Source organism: Paracoccus laeviglucosivorans, assembly GCF_900182695.1.
Taxonomy (GTDB): domain Bacteria; phylum Pseudomonadota; class Alphaproteobacteria; order Rhodobacterales; family Rhodobacteraceae; genus Paracoccus; species Paracoccus laeviglucosivorans.
Genome location: NZ_FXTK01000004.1, coordinates 205486 through 221268, shown reverse-complemented (window position 1 = coordinate 221268; position 15783 = coordinate 205486). Strand labels below are relative to the sequence as shown.

Genomic DNA, 15783 nt, shown 5'->3' with positions numbered 1-15783 from the left:
CATGCGGTATGGCGGGGAAAGCGGCATGGAAGCGGTGAAAGCAAATTATATGCGCATAAATTGTGCATGAAGCCCAAAGGATGTGCAAATAATATGGCTGCTCATGGCGAAGTCCTGACGACTCGGCAGATGCGCGCCATCGAAAAGGCAGCGATTGCCAGTGGAATGGTCACCGCGACGCAACTGATGGAACGGGCAGGCGCTTCGGCTGCGCAGGCGATTGCCGCACGTTGGCCCAAGGGTGGCGCGCAGGCGCTGCGTGTGCTGATCCTGTGCGGTCCGGGCAATAATGGCGGCGACGGATATGTCGTCGCGCGGCACCTGTCCAGGATGGGCTGGCAGCCCCGGATCGTGGCGTTGGCACCGCCCGTCAGTCCCGAGGCGCGTGAGATGGCCGCCGCCTGGGATGGCGAGGTCGTGACCTTTGGCGCCCCCGCTGCGCCCTTGGGCGAGGAGCTGGCGCTTTGCGTCGATGCGTTGTTCGGCACCGGGTTGACTCGTGCACTTGCCCCCGAGATCGCAGGGCTTTTGCGTGGGATTTCATCGGCCGGGGTGCCGATTGCCGCGCTGGATCTGCCAAGCGGCATCTGTGGCGATAGCGGTCGCATACTGGGCGGAACACGCCTGCCGGACGCTGGGCTTACGGTGACGTTTCATCGCCGCAAGCTGGGTCATATCCTGTCGGATGGCGGCCAGCTTTGCGGCAGTGTCGTCACGTGCGACATCGGGCTTGAGCCGTGGCAGCAGGCGGCAGGCGATTGCGTAACGCTGGCCGGTGCTTCGGCTGCGCTGCTGAAACAGGCGGGGCATAAATACAGCCATGGTCACGCACTTGTCCTGGCCGGTGGGCCGGGTCAGGGTGGCGCGGCACGACTGGCGGCAACGGCTGCGCTGCGCATCGGCGCGGGTCTGGTGACGTTGGGATGCCCGGCAACGGCACTGCCTGAAAATGCCGCAAGGCTGGATGCAGTCATGCTGCAAACGGTCGATGAGCCCGCCGATCTGACAGCGAGACTGCGCGATCCGCGCCTGAACGCGCTTTGCCTTGGTCCGGGGTTGGGGGTGACGCGGGCAAGGGCGCTGGTGCCCGCGGCGCTGCAGATGCCGCGCGCGACCGTTCTTGATGCGGATGCGCTAAGCTGTTTTGCCGATAACCCCGACACGTTGTTCGCCAATCTGCACGACCGCTGCGTGCTGACGCCGCATGACGGGGAGTTTGCGCGGCTGTTTCCCGATCTGGCACGGCGGTTGCGCGACGATCCGGCCAAAGGCCCGGCCTTTTCGCGGTTGGATGCCGCGCGATCGGCAGCGGCACGTTCGGGGGCGGTCGTTTTGCTGAAAGGGCCGGACACGGTGATCGCCGCCCCGGACGGCCAGAGCAGAATCGCTGATGCGACCGGAGATCAGGCCGCGCCGTGGCTTGCGACGGCGGGTTCGGGCGATGTGCTGGCGGGGATCATCACCGGGCTTCTGGCCCGCGAATGGGAGCCGCTGGACGCTGCTGCAACTGCAGCGTGGTTTCATGCTGCGTCTGCACGAAACTTTGGCCCCGGCCTCATCTCAGAAGACTTGTCCGGGCAGTTTTCCGCCGTATTCCGTGCCTTATCGGCATAATCCCCCACCTCAGCCATTTTGCTACTCGCGTGCATATTAGGCGTTTGCTAAGACGCTGCGGACATCTGTGGCCGGGCGCCCGGTTAGGCATGGCGGGTGTGGCCTTGGGTTCTGACGCTGTAAAGCGTGGGGTTTTTCGGCCTGTCCGCTCGCACCATAGGGACGTTTGCGTCCTGATGGCTGATCCTCGACGGGGGATCGGATGCCGCACGGAGTCGAGTTCTGTGACCTTTGGTCACACATAACGGGTTTATCGTTCTTTTTCAGCTAGCTTGCAAACTTCATCCTCCTTGATCCGCTGATCAGGGCTGACCTCCCGCGACCAAAATCGCACGGGCCTGATGCGCCGTGCCGGTCGCTTCCCATCACGGAGAATATGTATGCCGACTCAGAACAACGATGTCCTGCAGCACACATCCGCCAACCAGGTAGTGAATGCCGCTGGCGGTGCAGACCAGTTCTATTGGAGACCGAACATCGGTTCGGCAACTTTCAACGGTGGCGACACCCGCGAAGCCTATGACCCCAACCCCTATATGGACCGCACCGGGGGCGACCAGCTTCATGTCGTGACCAATGCGGCGGTGAAAGTCACCTTCACCACGACCGAAGACGGCACCGCCACTTCGGGCGGCCGCACGCTGAAGTTCACGGGCGTCGAGCGCCTGCATCTTGGCAACGGCAACGACACCATCGATGGCAGCCGCGCGACCATCGAAAAGGCACATGATGGCACCCCGGTCCACGGCCTGACCGTTTATGCGGGCGCTGGCAACGACAGCATCATCGGCACGATCGAAAATGACGTGCTGGACGGTGGCGCTGGCAATGACCGCATCTTTGCCGGTGCGGGCCACGATTTCATCCAGTCCTCGACCGGCAACGACTATATTGACGGCGGCGCTGGCAATGACAACATCCGCTGGGGTCAGGGCGACTTTGCCGAGATCGTCGGCAACGACACCATCCTTGGCGGTGCAGGCGACGATCTGCTGAACGCATGGATCAAGGGTGGCTACGAAAACTCGGCTGGCGTTCAGGTCAACATCACCTCGATCGACAATGCCGGTTCCTTTGCAGGCAATTCGGCGACGACCATCGGCGGAGCGCGTTCGACGCTGCAATATTCGCAGATCGAGCAGCTTTGGACCCATGAGGGCCGCGACACCATTGATGGCTCGAAAGCCACGATCGGCAGCAGCGGCGCAGGCTTCCACGGCAATGGCCGTTGGGGCGACGACAAGATCCTGGGTTCGAACGGCAACGACACGCTGGAAGGCGGCGAAGGCCGTGACACCATCACCGGTGGTCGTGGCAATGACCTGATCTCGGCCAATGGCGACTACTACAACTCGTGGGCGCCGGGCGATGGCGACCGCGACACGCTGATCTTCCGCACCGGCCACGGTCAGGACACCGTGCTGGGCTTTGACGGTGGGCTGGACGTGCTGGATCTGGGTGGTCGTCACTACAACGTCGTCGAAAACTCGCAGGGCACGCTGCTGACCGCTGGCAACGACTCGATCCTGCTGGCGCATGTCTTCGACTACATCTGATCCATCACCCCGCTTTGGGGTGTGATCGAAAAGGCAAAGGGCCGCGTCATCACGACGCGGCCCTTTTTTCATGCGCAGGCAGTGGCAAATGAAAAGGGCCGCTCGGCTGAGCGGCCCCGATCATTCGCGATGAGCCGGGATCAAAGCTGATCCAGCGCCTCGATGGCTTTTTCCAGCTCTTCCTTGGTCACGGATTTTTCCGAAACCTTGGCACCTTCGACGATGTGGTCAACGACCTTGTCTTCGAAGATCGGCGCGCGCAGTTGCTGCTGTGCTTGCGGGTTTTGCTGGATGAATTCGAAGAACGCGCGTTCCTGACCCGGATACTGGCGGGCCTGACGCAGCACGGCCTGGGTCATTTCCTGATCCGAGACGGTGATTTCATTCTTCTGACCGATTTCGGCCAGCAGCAGACCCAGACGGACGCGGCGCTCGGCAAGTTTCTTGTGCTCGTCGGTCGGCTCGATCTCGCCATGGTTATGGCCGTGATCTTCCGGGTTTTCTTCGTGCCACAGCTGATGCGCGATCTGGCCGGCTTCGGCCTCGACCAGCGAATCGGGCAGGTCGAAGCTGACCAGCGTGTCCAGCTTGTCCAGCAGCGCACGCTTGAGGATCTGGCGCGACGCACCTTGATACTCGGCTTCCAGACGCTCGCGGATCTGACCCTTCAGGGCTTCCAGATCGTCGGCGCCGAATTTCTTGGCCAGTTCGTCGTCCAGCTCGGCGGCTTTCGGCGCCTTGACGGCTTTCACGGTCGTCTCGAACACGGCATCCTTGCCAGCCAAAGCCGGGTGGCCGTAATCCTCGGGGAATTTAACTTCCACCTTGATTTCGTCACCGGCTTTCGCGCCGACCAGCTGGGCTTCGAAGCCCGGAATGAAGCTGTTCGAGCCAAGCACCAGCGGATAGTCCTCGGCGGTGCCGCCGTCGAACAATTCGCCATCGACCGAGCCTTTGAAGTCGATCACGAGCTGATCGCCGTCCTTCGACTTGGTGCCTTTCTTGCGGTCTTCGAACGACTGGGCGTTCTTGGCAAGATTTTCCAGCGCTTCGGTCACTTGCTCGTCGCTGGCGGAAACGACCAGACGCTCCAGCTCGACGCCCGAAAGATCGGCTTCCGGGATCGCGGGCAGGGCTTCATAGGTCACGTCAACGACCAGATCGTCGCCTTCTTTCCAGTTTTCGCCGCCGACCATCTCGACCTTCGGCTGCAGCGCGGGGCGGTCGCCCGAGGCTTCCAGATGGCTTTTCAGCGCGGTGTCGATGGCTTCCTGCATCGCATCGCCCATGACGCGCGGGCCGAATTGCTTTTTCAGCAGCGCCATCGGCACCTTGCCCTTGCGGAAGCCCTTCATTTCGACTTCGGGCTGGGCCTCTTTCAGCTTCGCTTCCACCTGCGTCGCCAGATCGGCTGCGGGCAGGGTGAACTGATAGCCGCGCTTCAGCCCTTCGTTCTGGGTTTCCTTGACCTGCATATGCGTTCCTTCATCCATCCGTTCCGCGGGGTGGGACGCGGACGTCCCGAAAGCCGGGCCAGACCGGGCCTCCCCGCCGTGTTTCAGCGCGCTAGCTATGGGATTTTGACGCCCATAGCAAGGAGGAAGGCCGGTTTGCCATGTCTCCCGGCGGTGTTTGTCATGGGGCTGTCGCGCTGGGATGCAAGACTTGAAGCCCGGACTGCCGCGCAGCCCGCGGCAAGCGGGGCGGGGACGGCGGGCAGCCGCGAAATCAGGCCGTTTCGGCGCCTCGAAACGGTTGTGACGAAATTTCTTATTCACGGATGTTTTTTCTGCTTGCGCCCATCCGGCACCCCCCATATACGACGCCCCACGCAGACGGCGGAAACGTCATCTGGACCTCCGGTGGGGCCATAGCTCAGTTGGTAGAGCGCTTGAATGGCATTCAAGAGGTCAGGGGTTCGACTCCCCTTGGCTCCACCAAATATTTTTCAGATATACGAAAATAAGCCGCCTTTTCAGGCGGCTATTTCGTTTTCATCATGCAGTTTCCAGTTGTGCGCCAAATCGTGTGATCAGGTCTTGCAGCGCGACATGGCCCCGGCACGCGCCATTCCCGGTGGCGGGCTCGCCCGTTTCAAGCGCGGTGGCATATTGCACGGCGGGGTCGTCTTCCAGCCGCTTGCGCAAGGCCGTCAGGCGGGGCCAGCCCGAGGCTTCGGTGATCTGATGATACGCGGCCCAGCGGGCCACGCCGATCAGCAGCGCATCGGCCAGACTGGGGCGGTCGCCGACAAGATAGGGGCCGGGGCCGATCATCTCCTCCAGCCGGTCATGGCGTTCGGTGACCTGGTCCTTGCCGATGTCGCGCAGCAGTGCTTGCCGGGCTGGGTCGGGGGTCTGCATCTCAAGCGCGGCCCACAGGGAGGTGAATGCGCCAGTAAAACCCGTGTTCACGAAGCCCATCAACTGATGCATCCGGTCCGTCTGCGCGCTGCGCGGGGCAAAGCTGATGCGGCGGGCATCGTCGCGGGCCTCAAGCCACAGCGCGATGGCCATGGTCTCTGTGACGACGCGACCATCATCCGTTATCAGCACCGGCGTTTCCACGCGCGGGTTCAGCCGCCGATAGGCCGGATCGCGCATTTCGCCCAGCATATCCACGCGGCACAGCCGATAGGGTTGGCCCAGCCATTCCAGCGCCGCCACAAGCGCCATCGAACTGCCCGAGGGGTAGCCATAGATCAAAATCGGTTCCAACTGCGTTTCTCCCGTGATTGGATAGAAGACGCTGCGCAGCGTGGCCCAATCTAACGGCTGGCGCGGACAGGTAAATTACGCACCTTTTTGTAACCATGAGGTCCGAGGATGAAGGAACTCGTCTCTCGTTGCCCGATCGAAGAGGTCATGCAGGTCTTGGGCGGGCGCTGGCCCACGCTGCTGATCTATTACCTGCAGGACGGCACCAAGCGGTTCAGCGATCTGCGCCGCGATAATCCCACCATCTCGCACAAGATGCTGGCGTTGGAACTGCGCAAGCTGGAGGAGGTGGGGATCGTCCAGCGCACCGAATTCGGCGGCTATCCCCTGCGGGTCGAATATGACCTGACGCCGGCGGGTCAAAGGCTGGTGCCGCTGATCGACGCGCTTGGCGATTGGTGGGATGACGTGGCCGGGGCCAACGAAGAATCCCGCCCGGCAGGGACCGAGCGGGCTGCGATGTCCTGAAGTCCTACAGGCGGTGCATCCGCGGATCGGTGGGACGGCGATAGTCGCGTTCATCCGTGGGATCGTCGGTCAGCGGATCGTTGTGGAGATCAGGCATATGCGTGCCGTGACGGTCGGCATAGGCCGTCGGATCCTTGGGCGCGGGATGCGAGGGTCTGCGGTGCGCGGCCTTGCGATGACGGCGCGGTTTGTCGCCATCGTCATGGCCCATCACGCCGCGCACCAGATCGGCGGCATCGCCGAATTCGCGCATGATCGCGCCCGCCTGACCCGCGACAGTGCGAAAGCCCGACAGCGCCGTGGTCAGCGAACGCATCATCCCGTCCACGCTGCCGCTTAGCGATGCGGCATTGTCTTGAACCTCATCCATCAGGCGGGGCCGGCGACGCGGGCCGCGGCGGCCGTGCGGTTCGTCATGCCAAGGCTTGCCGCTGGAGGGCGGCGGGCCGGGCGGGGCCATGCGGGCGCCGGTATCGGCAAAGCCGCGCGGCTGGGCGGGGCGGCGGGGTTTGTCATCATCGCCCAATGCCTGCGCAATGTGGCGCGCGGCAATCACCGCGCCTGCGGTCGCACCTGCGACGGCCAAGGCCGTGCCGCCCCAGACCAGCCATCGGGCCGAGGCCGAGGGCCGGGGCCAGACGCGGCTGCCATCCGGCGACACATCGCCATGTGGCGGGATGCGGCGATGATCATGGTGTTCATGCGGGCGGCGATGCCCTTCGGGGACGGGGCGGGGACCAAAGCGGGTTTCGCTGGTCACATCCGCATCGGTCAGGGGCGCGTCAGGATAGGTTTGCTCGCGGTCGTCTTCGTGGTGGCTCATCGGGTCTGGTCCTTTCGCGAAGCTTCGGACCTTAAACCCCCAACTGCTGCGAATGTTCCGCAAGGCCGCGCGGGTCGCCAAATGAAAAACGCGCCGGAAAACCGGCGCGTTTTCATGACTTCTGCAAAGCAGATCAGTTCGCTTCGTCGTCGTCGCGACCGGCCTGGCCGATTTCGTCGAACAGTTCCGCGATCTCGAACTCGGCAGCGGCTTCTTCTTCCGCAGCCAGTTCCTGGATCGACTTGCCCGAGGCTTGCAGCTCGGCTTCTTCGGTCGAGCGGGCGACGTTCAGCGTGATCGTCGCATCGACTTCCGGGTGCAGGTGGACGCGCACTTCGTGCAGGCCCAGTTCCTTGATCGGGGCGGTCAGGACGACCTGACGACGCTCGACCGCGAAACCTTCGGCGTTGGCGGCGTCGGCTGCGTCACGCGGGGTGACCGAACCGTAAAGCGCGCCGGCGTCCGATGCCGAGCGGATGATGACGAACGACTGACCGTTCAGCTTCTCAGCCGCTTGTTCGGCTTCGACGCGGGTCTCGTCGTTGCGGGTTGCCAGCTCGGCCTTACGCTCTTCGAATGCCTTGATATTGGCGTCCGAGGCGCGCATCGCCTTGCCTTGCGGCAGAAGGAAGTTGCGTGCAAAGCCGTCTTTGACTTTGACGACTTCGCCCATCTGGCCCAGCTTGGCCACACGTTCCAGCAGGATGACTTGCATGTTCGTCTCTCCTTACTTCACGGCGTAGGGGAGCAGGGCGAGGAAGCGGGCGCGCTTGATGGCGCGGGCCAGTTCACGCTGCTTCTTGGCCGAGACGGCGGTGATGCGCGACGGCACGATCTTGCCGCGTTCCGAAATGTAACGCTGCAGCAGGCGCGTATCTTTATAGTCGATCGCAGGAGCGTTCTCGCCCGAGAACGGGCAGACTTTCCGGCGGCGGAAGAAGGGTTTGTTTGCCATGATACTGGTTCCTATCCCTTAGTTCCGGTCGTCGCGGTCGCGACGCTCGCGGCGTTCGCCACGATCACCATCGCGGTCACGGCGTTCGCCACGATCACCACGGTCGCCGCGGTCACCACGCTCACGCTCGTCGCGCTTCTGCATCTGGACCGACGGGCCTTCCTTGTGCTCGTCCACGCGGACGGTCAGGACGCGCATCACATCGTCATGCAGACGGGCCAGACGCTCCATTTCCTGCACGGCGGCCGAAGGCGCATCCGAACGCAGGAAGGCGTAGTGGCCTTTGCGGTTCTTGTTGATTTTGTAGGCCAGGGTGCGCACACCCCAGTATTCGTTTTCGACGACCTTGCCACCATTGTCGGCAAGAACGGTCGAGAAATGTTCGATCAGCCCTTCGGCCTGCGTGTTCGACAGGTCCTGACGGGCGATCAGCACATGCTCATAAAGCGGCATGTCTGCACCTTTTCTTCGGGGCGCATTTCAACGGCGGGACAACACCTTCCGCGCCCCGCCACGAGAGGCTGCGCCGGTTTCGCTTATGCGGAAGGATGCGGACTTATAGCGGCATTCCCCCCGATTGCAAGCCAAAACTGGGATGAAAGCGCCCAGTTTCGCCGTGGCGGCGAAGGTGTTTCCGCGCTGCGGCGAAACACGAAATTGTCAGCTAAAACATTGGAAAGGTTTATTGATGCTGTCGCATTTCATGACCACAACTCCATCAACGACAATTTCAATCAGGAGTCCTCCGCATGAAAACCGTTCTTGCCCCCTTCGCCGTCATCACCGCCCTGTCCGCGACTGCGGCAATCGCTGCACCCGTAAGCTACGATTTCGATCCGTCGCACAGCCAGGTCGTTTTCGACTATCAGCACATGGGTTTTTCGACCAGCACGGGCATCATCAACGGCGTGACCGGCAAGCTGGTGCTGGACCGCGAAAATCCCTCGGCCTCGACGGTCGAAGCGACCATTCCGATGTCGGGCCTGCACAGCGTCGCGGCTGAACTGGACGAACACCTGTTCGGCAAGGACTTCTTCAACGCCAACAAGGCCGAAGCCGTCGCCACCTTCAAATCGACCGCGGTCGAGGTTGACGATGATCAGGACGAAGCCAAGGTCACCGGCGATCTGACGCTGAACGGCGTGACCAAGACCATCGTGCTGGACGTGGACCTGAAGCAGATCGCCAATCACCCGATGAGCGGCAAGGAAGTCGCGGGCTTTGACGCCGAAACCGAAATCAAGCGTTCGGAATTCAACCTGGGCCAATTCGCCCCGGCGGTCAGCGACGAAGTCGAGATCAACATCTCGGTCGAAGCCATCAAGGCCGAGTAATCGGGTATTCATCCGACGTTCTGGGCCCCCTTTGCGGGGCCCTTTGCGTTTCTGCGCCTTGCGGGACGGCCACTTCGCGGCTAATTCCGCGAACATGCTGCCTCAAGAGCGTCTTTCCCAGATCGTCCAGCGTTTCGAGTTTCTCGAAGCGCGGTTGAATGCCGGTCCCGCCGCCGATGAAATCGCCGCGATCAGCCGCGAATATGCGGACCTGAAACCCGTGGTGACGCAGATTGGCGAATGGCGTGCCGCGCAGGATGCCATCCACGAAGCGCAGGCCATGCTGGCCGATCCCGAGATGCGCGAACTGGCCGAGGATGAGCTGGCCCGCCTGCGTGCCGCCCAGCCCGATCTGGAACACCAGCTGCGCATCGCGCTGCTGCCCAAGGATGCTGCCGATGCCCGGCCCGCCATCCTTGAGATCCGTCCCGGCACCGGCGGGGATGAGGCGGCGCTGTTCGCGGGTGATCTGCTGTCGATGTATCGTCGCTTTGCCGAATCGCGCGGCTGGACGTTCCAGTTGCTGGAGCTGTCGGAATCCGAATTGGGCGGCGTGCGCGAAGCCATGGCCCGGATCGAGGGCGAGGGTGTCTTTGCCCGGCTGAAATACGAATCCGGCGTGCATCGCGTCCAGCGCGTGCCCGAAACCGAATCCGGCGGTCGCATCCATACCAGCGCCGCGACCGTCGCCGTCCTGCCCGAAGCGGCCGAGGTCGATATAGACATTCCCGCGAGCGACATCCGCATCGACACGATGCGCGCGTCGGGCGCGGGCGGTCAGCACGTCAACACGACTGATTCGGCGGTGCGGATCACCCACCTGCCGACCGGGATCATCGTGACCAGCTCGGAAAAGTCGCAGCACCAGAACCGCGCCAATGCCATGGCCGTTCTGCGGGCGCGGCTTTATGACATGGAACGCTCGCGTGCGGATGCCGAACGCGCCGCCGACCGGAAATCGCAGGTCGGCTCGGGCGATCGGTCCGAGCGCATCCGCACCTATAATTTTCCGCAAGGCCGCATGACCGATCACCGCATCGGCCTGACGCTTTACGCGCTGGACCGCATCATCGCGGGCGATCTGGCCGAGATCACCGATGCGCTGATCGCCCATGATCAGGCCGCGCGTCTGGCCGCCGAGGGCGCATGACCACCGGAAGGGCGCTGTGCCAGACCGCCGAGGCACAGCTTGCCGCGGCAGGCGTCGCCTCAGCCGCCGGGGATGCTCAGGTCCTGTTTTGGCACGTGCTGCGTCAGGTCACGGGGCAGGCGCTTCCCCGCCACGCCCTGCGCGAACATCTGGCCGCCGATGTCGCGCCTGCAGTGGCGCAGGCTTACGCCGTGGCCATTGCTGCACGCGCAGGACGTCAGCCGGTCAGTCAGATCACGGGCCGCAGGGCGTTCTGGAAGCATGATTTTCGCGTGACCGCGGACACTTTGGACCCACGCCCGGAAACCGAATTGCTGGTCGAGGCGGCGCTTGGCGAAAGCTTCGACTCGGTGCTGGATATGGGCACGGGGACTGGCGCGATCCTGATTTCGATCCTGTCCGAACGTCCGGGCATCCGGGGGGTCGCTACCGATCTGTCGCCCGCAGCCCTTGAGGTTGCGCAAGGCAATGCCCATATGATCGGTGTCGCAGCAGAGTTCATTTCGTCGGACTGGTTTTCCGAAATAAATGAACGCTTTGCGCTGATTGTCTCGAACCCGCCTTACATCGCGCTGGACGAAATGTCCGGGCTGGCGCCCGAAGTGCGCGATTGGGAACCCCGCATGGCGCTGACCGACGAAGGCGACGGGCTTGCCGCCTATCGCGCGATCTGCGCCGGTGCGCCCGATCACCTGAAGCCCGGTGGACGGCTGATGGTGGAAATCGGTCCCACACAGGCGCATGACGTATCCGACCTGATGCGCGGGGCCGGTTTGACCGATCCAACGGTGCTGAAAGACCTTGATGGGCGGGATCGTGTCGTCTGGGGCCGGAATCCGGTCACGAAAGGCGCATAATCGCGCGTTTCCCTGTCATATGCTAACTTTCCCCTTGTCAGGGCGCGCGGGGGATGCTTAGTGACAGTTGTGACGGGGGCGAAGCCGCCCACGCACGGGTCAGTTACACTCAGCCTTCAACTGGTAACACGGGATCAGGGCGTTTTTCGCCGCTCCCCAACTGGCACCCGCTGCAAGACATGACCCTAACCCAAGCCGGGCATTTGCCGGACCATGAATTGACAACAAGCTGATGAGATCATCCAAATCCCGTTCGCGCAACAAGTCGAACCGCCAGCGCACGCTGGGTAATATCGTCAACCGCGTCTTCGATTCCTCGGGCCCCGAGGGTAAGGTGCGCGGCACTCCGCAGCAGATCATTGAAAAATATCTGACGCTGGCCCGCGATGCGCAGCTTTCCAATGATCGCGTGGCAGAACAAAGCTTCCTGCAACACGCCGAGCATTACACACGCCTGCTGGGCGAGGCGCAGCGCGAACAGGCCGAACGCCAACAGCACCAGAACGGTTTTTCGCGCGATGATGACCGCGAAGATGGCAATGGCCAACATGCCGAAGGCGGCAATGGTCAGCAGGGCGGCCAGAACGGCCACCGCCATGACCGCGACGAGAATCGGGGCGAGAACCGCAACGACAACCGTGGTGAAAACCGCCGCGACCGTGACAATCGCGATAATCGCCGCGACGACAACCGCCGTGAAGACAATCGTCGCGACGACAATCGCGACAACCGCCGCGATGACCGCAGCGAACGTCGCGATGATCGCCCGCAAACGTCCGAGCCTGTGACGCAAGATCAGGGTCTGCCGCCGGTCATCGCCGAGGAACCCGCCGTTGAGGCCGGCCCGGTCGAAACCCCGGAAAGCAGCAGCACCGCTTCGCCCGAACTGCCCTTTGCCGCGCCTGCGCCCGAACCCGCGCCTGCACCCGCAGCCACCCCGGCCCCCGAGGTCGCGACCGCCCCCGAAGGCGATGCCGCCGAGGAAGCACCGGCACCGCGTCGCCGCGCGCCGCGCAGCACGACCCCGCGCAGCACCACGCCGCGCACCCGCCGCAAGCCCGCCGCCGAAGGCGACAAGGCTGCGGAAAAAGCCTCGGGCGAATAAAAACTTAGCGCGGCGCGGCTGCCAAAAGCCGCGCCAGCGCGCAGAATTCCTCAAGTCCGATTTCCTCGGCCCGCGCGGTCGGCGAAATCCCCGCCGCGTTCAGCAGATCCTCGATCTGCGGATGCAGCCCTTTCAAGGACGCACGCAGCATCTTGCGCCGCTGGTTGAAGCCCGCGGCGACGACGCGGTTCAGCACCTTGGGATCGGCCGGAAAACGCGGCTCGGGCAGGGCGGTCAGATGCACCACGGCCGAATGGATCTTTGGCGCGGGCACGAATGCCTCGGGCGGCAGTGTCATCACGATCCTGGCGTCGGTGCGCCACTGCGCCAGCACCGCAAGGCGGCCATAGGCCTTGCCGCCCGGTTTTGCGACGATCCGCTCGGCCACTTCCTTTTGGAACATCAGCGTCAGCGACTGCCAGAAGGGCGGCCATTCGGCAGGCGTCAGCCAGCGGATCAGCAGTTCCGTCCCGACGTTATAGGGTAGGTTGGCGACGATGCGGATTGGCGGGGTCAGATGCGCCAGCGGGTCGATCTCCAGCGCGTCGCCGTTGATGACATGCAGCCGCCCCGGATAGAATTCGGAAATCTCGGCCAGGGCAGGCAGGGCTCGGGCGTCCTTTTCGATGGCCAGCACGTGGCGGGCGCCTTCGGCCAGCAGGCCACGGGTCAACCCACCCGGACCGGGGCCGACCTCGATCACGTCACAGCCGGTCAGATCGCCCGCCGCCCGCGCGATCTTGGCGGTCAGGTTCAGGTCCAGCAGAAAGTTCTGGCCCAGTTGCTTCTTCGCCCGCAGATCGTGACGCGCGATCACTTCGCGCAGGGGCGGAAGGCCGTCAATCGCACTCATCTTTTTCCTGCCATGTCAAAGGCCATGCGCAGCGCCGCAATGACGCTTTCCGCGTCTGCGATGCCTTGGCCCGCAATATCGAATGCCGTGCCATGATCGGGCGAGGTTCGCACGAATGGCAGGCCCAGTGTCACGTTCACCCCACCTGCGAAATCCAGCGTTTTGATCGGGATCAGTGCCTGATCGTGATAGGCGCAAAGCGCCGCGTCATAACGCGCCCGCGCGCCGGGATGGAACATTGTATCTGCGGGCAGCGGCCCGCTCAGCGCAAACCCCTGATCCCGCAGACGTGCGACAAGCGGCGCGATCCAATCCAGCTCCTCATGCCCCATGACGCCATTTTCCCCGGCATGGGGGTTCAAGCCAGCAATGGCGATGCGCGGTGCGTCCAGCCCGAAATCGCGGCGCAATGCGGCGTCCGTGATGCGGATCGCCTGTTCCAGCAACGCGGGCGTCAACAGCCGCGGCACATCGGCAATGGCCACATGAATCGTCACCGGCACCACCCGGCAGGGCGGCTGAACATTGGTCGAGGCCAGCATCATCACCACCGGCACATCCCCCGCCAGATGCGCCAGATATTCGGTGTGACCCGGAAAGCCGAAACCGGCTCCGCGCTTCAAGGCTTCCTTGTTGATCGGCAGGGTGCAGATGCCGCCCGCCTGACCCGTTTGCGCCAGATCCACCGCGCGGGCGATCACATCAATCACCGCCTGCGCATTGGCCGGATCGGGCCGTCCCGGCACGGCAGGCGCGGGGAAATCGTGGCGCAGTACGGGCAGCGTGCCCACCGGGACGGAATCGCCAAGGGCCGTCACCTCGGCCCAAAGAGTGCCGTCGGGCAAATGACGCGGATCGCCCAGAAACACGAATGGCACGCCTGAGGCCAGCGCCTTTGGTGCTAGTTCCGGGCCAATACCGGCAGGCTCGCCGCAGGTCAGGATGATGGGGCGAGGCATGGTCATTTTCTCGGTTCTCAAAATACCCTCGGGGGGTCCGGGGGGCGAAGCGCCCCCGGCTACCTTAAACGTCAGGGCCTGCGGATGATCGCGTTCGCACGCAGTTCAGCCAGATAGTTGTCCGCTGCTTCGCCGACCTTGCGGTTGAAAAGCTGGTTGCGGACCGCCTCGCGCTCGGGCAGCGCATCGGGGTTGGGCTGTGCGGGCTGCCCGTCCTGTTCGGCGCTGGTTGCGACGGGGGCTTGGGCGGGCGGGTTCGTCAGCAGGGCCGGGCTGCGTTTGCACAGCATCAGCAGATCGACCGCACCGCCATAGCTGACCACCGTGGTTTCGTTATCGTCCAGCACGGCCAGCCGGATGCCATCGCCTACGGGCACCTGTCCCTGCGACACGGTCTGGCGCATCACCTGCTCGGCGGGCAGGTTGCTTGTCTGGGCCAGCAGGTCGTCGCAGGTATTGACTACGGCCTGCAACCGCGCCGCCTCGGCTGTCGAGCCAAGGCGCACGCGCATGTAATCCAGATCCTGTTCACGCGCACCGGGGCGCAACGTGCCTTGCGTATCGCGCAGGAAGAACAGCACCACCGCGCCCTGCACGGGCAAGGGTTGGCTGATCTGCCCCGGCTGCATCTGCAAAAGGATCGGGCGCAGCGTCGGCGGCAGGTTCGCCAACGGCGCGGTGGGCAGGCGCCCGCCGTTCTGCGCCGAGGGCGTGGCCGAATATTGCCGCGCGAAGCTGGCGAAATCACCTTCGGTCCGGGTGCGGCTTACGATATCTTCGGCCAGCGCCATGGCCCGCGCTTCCTGCCCCTGCGGCGCGGGAATGATCAGTTCGGACAGCGATACGCTGGTGATGCGCGGCGTCTCGATGATCTTTTTCATTTCCTGATCGACTTCGGCGTCGGTAACGCGGGCCTGACCCAGCACACGCTGACGCACGAATTCACGCCAGACAATTCCCGAGGTCACGAAGTCGCGGAATGTCTCGCGGTCCACGCCATTGCTGCGCAGGACCTGTTCGAATTGCTCGACGCCCATGTTGCCGCGTGACGCGAATTCCTCAAGCCCGGCATTGATCTGTTCGTCGCTGGCGGTAATGCCTGCCTGCTTGGCCGCGAAATTGCGCAGCCGGTCGTCGATCAGCGCCTGTTCGGCGGCAGCCAGATCGGTTTCGGGCGCACGCAGCAGTTGCAGAAAGCGGACGCGCTGATCCACCTCATAGCGGGTCACGGCCGAATCGTTGACGTAAAGCAGCGGCTGGAAGGGATTGCCCGCGCCCTGTGCCATGGCTGCAAAGCCCAGACCCGGAAGCGGACCCATTGCCGTGCCTGCCAGCATTGCGGCCATTGCCGCCCCCAGAAGAATTCGCCGCATCAACGTCCTCGTCTTTTCG

The 15783-nt window shown here is 63.6% G+C and carries 16 protein-coding genes and 1 tRNA gene; 8 read left to right on the top strand and 9 right to left on the bottom strand.

The window, feature by feature from the left end:
- Positions 1 to 93 precede the first annotated feature (93 nt).
- Together FN835_RS06675 and FN835_RS06670 are read left to right on the top strand one after the other, a co-directional pair.
- Positions 94 to 1614 carry an NAD(P)H-hydrate dehydratase gene (locus FN835_RS06675; RefSeq protein ID WP_142662427.1) on the top strand — a complete coding sequence of 507 codons (1521 nt, stop codon included), beginning with the start codon at positions 94 to 96 and terminating at the stop codon, positions 1612 to 1614.
- Positions 1615 to 1994: 380 nt separating this feature from the next.
- Complete coding sequence (locus FN835_RS06670) at positions 1995 to 3170, top strand: calcium-binding protein (protein ID WP_185958604.1); 1176 nt, start codon at positions 1995 to 1997, stop codon at positions 3168 to 3170.
- Between the two features lie 140 nt (positions 3171 to 3310).
- On the opposite strand, the gene tig is transcribed toward FN835_RS06670, so the two are convergent.
- Entirely contained in the window at positions 3311 to 4645 is a 1335-nt protein-coding gene (tig, locus tag FN835_RS06665; protein WP_142662425.1) for a trigger factor, read from the bottom strand.
- A gap of 389 nt (positions 4646 to 5034) precedes the next feature.
- Between tig and FN835_RS06660 the strand changes: the two genes are divergently transcribed.
- A tRNA-Ala gene (locus tag FN835_RS06660) sits at positions 5035 to 5110 on the top strand.
- 57 nt (positions 5111 to 5167) lie between these two features.
- On the opposite strand, the gene FN835_RS06655 is transcribed toward FN835_RS06660, so the two are convergent.
- A complete protein-coding gene (locus tag FN835_RS06655) occupies positions 5168 to 5887 on the bottom strand; it encodes a glutathione S-transferase family protein (protein ID WP_142662424.1) in 720 nt (239 codons plus the stop codon).
- A gap of 108 nt (positions 5888 to 5995) precedes the next feature.
- Here FN835_RS06655 and FN835_RS06650 point away from each other — a divergent pair, with 108 nt between their 5' ends.
- Positions 5996 to 6355: a winged helix-turn-helix transcriptional regulator gene (locus tag FN835_RS06650; protein ID WP_142662423.1), complete on the top strand. Its 360-nt coding sequence runs from the start codon at positions 5996 to 5998 to the stop codon at positions 6353 to 6355.
- 4 nt (positions 6356 to 6359) lie between these two features.
- On the opposite strand, the gene FN835_RS06645 is transcribed toward FN835_RS06650, so the two are convergent.
- From FN835_RS06645 to rpsF, 4 genes are all read right to left on the bottom strand, one after another.
- Positions 6360 to 7178: a hypothetical protein gene (locus FN835_RS06645; protein WP_142662422.1), complete on the bottom strand. Its 819-nt coding sequence runs from the start codon at positions 7176 to 7178 to the stop codon at positions 6360 to 6362.
- Between the two features lie 133 nt (positions 7179 to 7311).
- Positions 7312 to 7893 carry a 50S ribosomal protein L9 gene (gene rplI, locus FN835_RS06640; RefSeq protein WP_142662421.1) on the bottom strand — a complete coding sequence of 194 codons (582 nt, stop codon included), beginning with the start codon at positions 7891 to 7893 and terminating at the stop codon, positions 7312 to 7314.
- A 12-nt stretch (positions 7894 to 7905) separates the two neighbouring features.
- The gene (rpsR, locus tag FN835_RS06635; RefSeq protein WP_020949472.1) at positions 7906 to 8133 is read right to left on the bottom strand and encodes a 30S ribosomal protein S18; all 228 of its coding nucleotides are present in this window, start codon (positions 8131 to 8133) and stop codon (positions 7906 to 7908) included.
- Between the two features lie 18 nt (positions 8134 to 8151).
- Positions 8152 to 8586, bottom strand: a complete 435-nt coding sequence (gene rpsF / locus FN835_RS06630) for a 30S ribosomal protein S6 (RefSeq protein ID WP_142662420.1) — start codon at positions 8584 to 8586, stop codon at positions 8152 to 8154.
- A 296-nt stretch (positions 8587 to 8882) separates the two neighbouring features.
- On the opposite strand from rpsF, the gene FN835_RS06625 reads away from it, so the two are divergent.
- The 4 genes from FN835_RS06625 to FN835_RS06610 all read left to right on the top strand — a co-directional run bounded on the left by FN835_RS06625 (position 8883) and on the right by FN835_RS06610 (position 12579).
- The gene (locus FN835_RS06625) at positions 8883 to 9467 is read left to right on the top strand and encodes a YceI family protein (protein ID WP_142662419.1); all 585 of its coding nucleotides are present in this window, start codon (positions 8883 to 8885) and stop codon (positions 9465 to 9467) included.
- Between the two features lie 94 nt (positions 9468 to 9561).
- Positions 9562 to 10617: a peptide chain release factor 1 gene (gene prfA / locus FN835_RS06620; protein WP_142662418.1), complete on the top strand. Its 1056-nt coding sequence runs from the start codon at positions 9562 to 9564 to the stop codon at positions 10615 to 10617.
- On the top strand, positions 10614 to 11474 hold the full coding sequence (prmC, locus tag FN835_RS06615) for a peptide chain release factor N(5)-glutamine methyltransferase (RefSeq protein ID WP_142662417.1): 861 nt from the start codon (positions 10614 to 10616) through the stop codon (positions 11472 to 11474). The genes prfA and prmC overlap by 4 nt, the downstream gene beginning before the upstream one ends.
- Positions 11475 to 11706: 232 nt before the next feature.
- Entirely contained in the window at positions 11707 to 12579 is an 873-nt protein-coding gene (locus FN835_RS06610) for a DUF4167 domain-containing protein (protein WP_142662416.1), read from the top strand.
- 4 nt (positions 12580 to 12583) lie between these two features.
- On the opposite strand, the gene rsmA is transcribed toward FN835_RS06610, so the two are convergent.
- From rsmA to FN835_RS06595, 3 genes are all read right to left on the bottom strand, one after another.
- Positions 12584 to 13432, bottom strand: coding sequence for a 16S rRNA (adenine(1518)-N(6)/adenine(1519)-N(6))-dimethyltransferase RsmA (gene rsmA, locus FN835_RS06605; protein WP_142662415.1), 849 nt, complete (start codon positions 13430 to 13432; stop codon positions 12584 to 12586).
- Complete coding sequence (pdxA, locus tag FN835_RS06600) at positions 13429 to 14391, bottom strand: 4-hydroxythreonine-4-phosphate dehydrogenase PdxA (RefSeq protein ID WP_185958603.1); 963 nt, start codon at positions 14389 to 14391, stop codon at positions 13429 to 13431. The genes rsmA and pdxA overlap by 4 nt, the downstream gene beginning before the upstream one ends.
- Positions 14392 to 14462: 71 nt before the next feature.
- Positions 14463 to 15764: a peptidylprolyl isomerase gene (locus FN835_RS06595; protein WP_142662413.1), complete on the bottom strand. Its 1302-nt coding sequence runs from the start codon at positions 15762 to 15764 to the stop codon at positions 14463 to 14465.
- Positions 15765 to 15783 lie beyond the last annotated feature (19 nt).